Source organism: Kocuria sp. PD6 (genome assembly GCF_031844145.1).
Classification (GTDB): domain Bacteria; phylum Actinomycetota; class Actinomycetes; order Actinomycetales; family Micrococcaceae; genus Kocuria; species Kocuria marina.
This window is the reverse complement of the sequence record NZ_JAUZUS010000028.1, coordinates 1-5,706: the sequence shown is the minus strand read 5'-3', so window position 1 is coordinate 5,706 and position 5,706 is coordinate 1. Positions and strand designations below refer to the sequence as shown.

At 55.7% G+C, this 5,706-nt stretch carries 3 rRNA genes; all 3 read right to left on the bottom strand.

Features of this window, described 5'->3' with window-relative positions:
• Positions 1-73 precede the first annotated feature (73 nt).
• The 3 genes from rrf to Q9R22_RS13185 all read right to left on the bottom strand — a co-directional run bounded on the left by rrf (position 74) and on the right by Q9R22_RS13185 (position 5,510).
• Positions 74-190: ribosomal RNA gene (rrf, locus tag Q9R22_RS13195) — 5S ribosomal RNA — on the bottom strand.
• Positions 191-413: 223 nt separating this feature from the next.
• A 23S ribosomal RNA gene (locus tag Q9R22_RS13190) occupies positions 414-3,541 on the bottom strand.
• A gap of 436 nt (positions 3,542-3,977) precedes the next feature.
• Positions 3,978-5,510 (bottom strand): 16S ribosomal RNA (locus tag Q9R22_RS13185).
• The 16S, 23S and 5S rRNA genes sit together here, the layout of an rRNA operon.
• Between the last annotated feature and the right edge of the window lie 196 nt (positions 5,511-5,706).

Sequence of the window (5,706 nt, the reverse complement as noted above, 5' to 3'; positions counted from 1 at the left end):
GGCGTGTTAAATGGTGGGAGGCCGCGCCCCCTAAAGGGGGTGCGGCCTCGACCACTTCTTTCTTTCATGTTAATCCCGGCGGTGTCTTACTCTCCCACACCCTTCCGAGTGCAGTACCATCAGCGCTGTGGGTCTTAGCTACCGGGTTCGGGATGGGACCGGGCGTTTCCCCCACGCTATAACCACCGGAAACCCTGCCACCAACCCCCTGCACGGTGACTACCAGCAACCATGCGTGAGGCGATGAAACCATGGGGTCCCGTGTTTCGTGGACCAAGCAATATTATGTTACCAACCACTACCCCCGGCCCACCCCATACACCAGCCTGCGAGGCCGGGTAGCGGGGTGGGGGTTGTTGGTGGTCAACCACATGGTGGACGCGAACATCACGTTCTTCGAATGAAGGCTGTGTGTGTAGAAGTTTTCGGTGTATTAGTACCAGTCAGCTCCACGTCTTGCAACGCTTCCACATCTGGCCTATCAACCCAGTCGTCTACTGGGCACCTCACACCCCACAAAGGAGGTCAGGAAATCTCATCTCGGAGCAAGCTTCCCGCTTAGATGCTTTCAGCGGTTATCAATCCCGAACGTAGCTAATCAGCGGTGCTCCTGGCGGAACAACTGACATACCAGAGGTTCGTCCGTCCCGGTCCTCTCGTACTAAGGACAGGCCTCCACAAATTTCCAACGCACGCAGCGGATAGGGACCGAACTGTCTCACGACGTTCTGAACCCAGCTCGCGTACCGCTTTAATGGGCGAACAGCCCAACCCTTGGGACCAACTCCAGCCCCAGGATGCGACGAGCCGACATCGAGGTGCCAAACCATGCCGTCGATATGGACTCTTGGGCAAGATCAGCCTGTTATCCCCGAGGTACCTTTTATCCGTTGAGCGACGGCCATTCCACAATGTACCGCCGGATCACTAGTCCCGACTTTCGTCCCTGCTCGAGCTGTCACTCTCACAGTCAAGCTCCCTTGTGCACTTACACTCAACACCTGATTGCCGACCAGGCTGAGGGAACCTTTGGGCGCCTCCGTTACTCTTTAGGAGGCAACCGCCCCAGTTAAACTACCCATCAGGCACTGTCCCTGACCCGGATCACGGGCCGAAGTTAGATATCCAGAGTGACCAGAGTGGTATTTCAACAACGACTCCACCACCACTAGCGTGACGGCTTCACAGTCTCCCACCTATCCTACACAAGCCACACCGAACACCAATACCAAACTATAGTAAAGGTCTCGGGGTCTTTCCGTCCTGCTGCGCGAAACGAGCATCTTTACTCGTACTGCAATTTCGCCGAGTTCATGGTTGAGACAGTAGGGAAGTCGTTACTCCATTCGTGCAGGTCGGAACTTACCCGACAAGGAATTTCGCTACCTTAGGATGGTTATAGTTACCACCGCCGTTTACTGGGGCTTAAATTCTCCGCTTCAACCCCGAAGGGTTTAACGAGTCCTCTTAACCTTCCAGCACCGGGCAGGAGTCAGTCCGTATACATCGTCTTACGACTTCGCACGGACCTGTGTTTTTGATAAACAGTCGCTTCCCTCTAGCCTCTGCGACCCCGACCAGCTCACACCGCGTGGGTGTTCACCAACCAGGGCCCCCCTTCTCCCGAAGTTACGGGGGCATTTTGCCGAGTTCCTTAACCATGATTCTCTCGAACGCCTTAGTATTCTCTACCTGATCACCTGTGTCGGTTTAGGGTACGGGCGACTAGAACCTCACGTCGATGCTTTTCTTGGCAGCATAGGATCACCGAATTCCCTCACCTAAGAGAGTCCCATCACATCTCAGGCCCATGACCCGCGGATTTACCAACGGATCGCCCTACATGCTTAGACCAGGACAACCATCGCCTGGCTCGGCTACCTTCCTGCGTCACACCTGTTAACACGTTTACCTCCCCGGATCAGGTCCCACGCTCCCCACACACTCCCATGACCGTAAACGGCCACGGATCGTGGTGGTTCGGGTGGTTAGTATCCCCGGTTCGATAGGGTCGGTTCTTCGTCGGTACGGGAATATCAACCCGTTGTCCATCGACTACGCCTGTCGGCCTCGCCTTAGGTCCCGACTCACCCAGGGCAGATTAGCTTGACCCTGGAACCCTTGATCATCCGGCGGACGGGTTTCTCACCCGTCTATCGCTACTCATGCCTGCATTCTCACTCGTTGAGGTTCCACCACTGGGTCACCCCGCAGCTTCACTACCCCAACGACGCTCCCCTACCCACAACACCACCTCAACCACAAACGGCTCAGCTATACGGTGTCATGCCACAACTTCGGCGGTGTACTTGAGCCCCGCTACATTATCGGCGCGGAATCACTTGACCAGTGAGCTATTACGCACTCTTTCAAGGGTGGCTGCTTCTAAGCCAACCTCCTGGTTGTCTAAGCAACTCCACATCCTTTCCCACTTAGCACACGCTTAGGGGCCTTAGTTGATGGTCTGGGCTGTTTCCCTTTCGACTATGAAGCTTATCCCCCACAGTCTCACTGCCACGCTTACACTTCACCGGCATTCGGAGTTTGGTTGACGTCAGTAACCTTGTAGGGCCCATCAGCCATCCAGTAGCTCTACCTCCGGGAAGCAACACGCAACGCTGCACCTAAATGCATTTCGGGGAGAACCAGCTATCACGGAGTTTGATTGGCCTTTCACCCCTACCCACAGCTCATCCCCTCCATTTTCAACTGAAGTGGGTTCGGTCCTCCACGCGCTCTTACACGCGCTTCAACCTGGCCATGGGTAGATCACCCCGCTTCGGGTCTAGATCACGCCACTACACAACGCCCTATTCAGACTCGCTTTCGCTACGACTACCCCACACGGGTTAATCTCGCGACGTAACACTAACTCGCAGGCTCATTCTTCAAAAGGCACGCTGTCACCCCAAAAGGCTCCAACGGCTTGTAAGCACACGGTTTCAGGTACTATTTCACTCCCCTCCCGGGGTACTTTTCACCATTCCCTCACGGTACTGATCCGCTATCGGTCATCAGGAAGTATTCAGGCTTACCAGGTGGTCCTGGCAGATTCACACGAGATTTCACGGGCCCCGTGCTACTCGGGAACAACGTCACACCACGCACACCACGGTTTCGTCTACGGGACTCACACCCCCTACGGTCTGGCACTCACCACCAGTTCGACTACCACAGCGCCACAGCGCCCGGGGTGGCGACCCCGAGAACAACGCATCCCACAACCCCGATCATGCAACCCTCGCCAGGTATCACACACAACCGGTTTAGCCACCATCCGCTTTCGCTCGCCACTACTCACGGAATCACTATTGTTTTCTCTTCCTATGGGTACTGAGATGTTTCACTTCCCCACGTTCCTCCTCGCACCCTATGAATTCAGATACGAGTGACCACGCATGATACGCAGCCGGGTTACCCCATTCGGAGACCCTCGGATCACAGCTCGTTTATCAACTCCCCGAGGCTTATCGCAGATTTCCACGTCCTTCATCAGCTCCTGATGCCAAGGCATCCACCGTGTGCCCGTAACAACTTCTACGCCACACAACACAAAACAATCATCAAAGAACACACCACACACACCCACCACACCACCACAACCAGGAATCCGAAAACCCCTCGACCATGATCAACGTGTGACCAGATGCACGCGGCGTCAAAGATGCTCGCGTCCACTATGTAGTTGACAAACAACAACCCACCAACACCACACACCCACCACAATGGATGCGTCAGTGCCCCAGGAAACCAACCAACGTAACTTGTTGATCGACAACCCAACAATGTGCCACCACGAACCCCACACACACCACCACCAACCATCCAAGCCAGCAGTGTTCCCGTGTGCGTAGTATCCGTGTCCGCTTGCTGATATTCCACCCATGAGCAAAACACCCACCACCGTCTCAACGGCGCACCACGATCTCGTGGTCTGTGGGGCCACCAGCCACCCGGCCGGTCAGCGTGCTCCTTAGAAAGGAGGTGATCCAGCCGCACCTTCCGGTACGGCTACCTTGTTACGACTTAGTCCCAATCGCCAGTCCCACCTTCGACGGCTCCCCCCCACAAGGGTTAGGCCACCGGCTTCGGGTGTTACCAACTTTCGTGACTTGACGGGCGGTGTGTACAAGGCCCGGGAACGTATTCACCGCAGCGTTGCTGATCTGCGATTACTAGCGACTCCGACTTCACGTGGTCGAGTTGCAGACCACGATCCGAACTGAGACCAGCTTTTTGGGATTAGCTCCACCTCACGGTATCGCAACCCATTGTACTGGCCATTGTAGCATGCGTGAAGCCCAAGACATAAGGGGCATGATGATTTGACGTCATCCCCACCTTCCTCCGAGTTGACCCCGGCAGTCTCCTATGAGTCCCCACCATCACGTGCTGGCAACATAGAACGAGGGTTGCGCTCGTTGCGGGACTTAACCCAACATCTCACGACACGAGCTGACGACAACCATGCACCACCTGTACACCAGCCCCACAAGGAGGAAAACCCATCTCTGAGCCGATCCGGTGTATGTCAAGCCTTGGTAAGGTTCTTCGCGTTGCATCGAATTAATCCGCATGCTCCGCCGCTTGTGCGGGCCCCCGTCAATTCCTTTGAGTTTTAGCCTTGCGGCCGTACTCCCCAGGCGGGGCACTTAATGCGTTAGCTACGGCGCGGAAAACGTGGAATGTCCCCCACACCTAGTGCCCAACGTTTACGGCATGGACTACCAGGGTATCTAATCCTGTTCGCTCCCCATGCTTTCGCTCCTCAGCGTCAGTAACAGCCCAGAGACCTGCCTTCGCCATCGGTGTTCTTCCTGATATCTGCGCATTTCACCGCTACACCAGGAGTTCCAGTCTCCCCTACTGCACTCAAGTCTGCCCGTACCCACTGCACACCCGGGGTTAAGCCCCGGGCTTTCACAGCAGACGCGACAAACCGCCTACGAGCTCTTTACGCCCAATAATTCCGGACAACGCTTGCGCCCTACGTATTACCGCGGCTGCTGGCACGTAGTTAGCCGGCGCTTCTTCTGCACGTACCGTCACTTTCGCTTCTTCCGTGCTGAAAGAGGTTTACAACCCGAAGGCCGTCATCCCTCACGCGGCGTCGCTGCATCAGGCTTGCGCCCATTGTGCAATATTCCCCACTGCTGCCTCCCGTAGGAGTCTGGGCCGTGTCTCAGTCCCAGTGTGGCCGGTCACCCTCTCAGGCCGGCTACCCGTCGTCGCCTTGGTAGGCCATTACCCCACCAACAAGCTGATAGGCCGTGAGCCCATCCACAACCAGTACAAACCCTTTCCACCCCCCACCATGCGACAGGAGGTCATATCCAGTATTAGACCCAGTTTCCCAGGCTTATCCCAGAGTCAAGGGCAGGTTACTCACGTATTACTCACCCGTTCGCCACTCATCCACCCAGTGCAAGCACCAAGCTTCAGCGTTCGACTTGCATGTGTTAAGCACGCCGCCAGCGTTCGTCCTGAGCCAGGATCAAACTCTCCGTCAAAAAACATTCAACAGAAACCACCCCACCACCACACCACACAGCGCAGCAGAACCAGGGCAGGATCCCAGCTGACACCCAACACCCCCAGGAAACGGGAAAACACCCCAGGGGCCATCAGGCCATCAACCAAAAACAAAAAAACTTTGGTATCAACAAACTAGACACACTATTGAGTTGACAAACAACAAACCACACC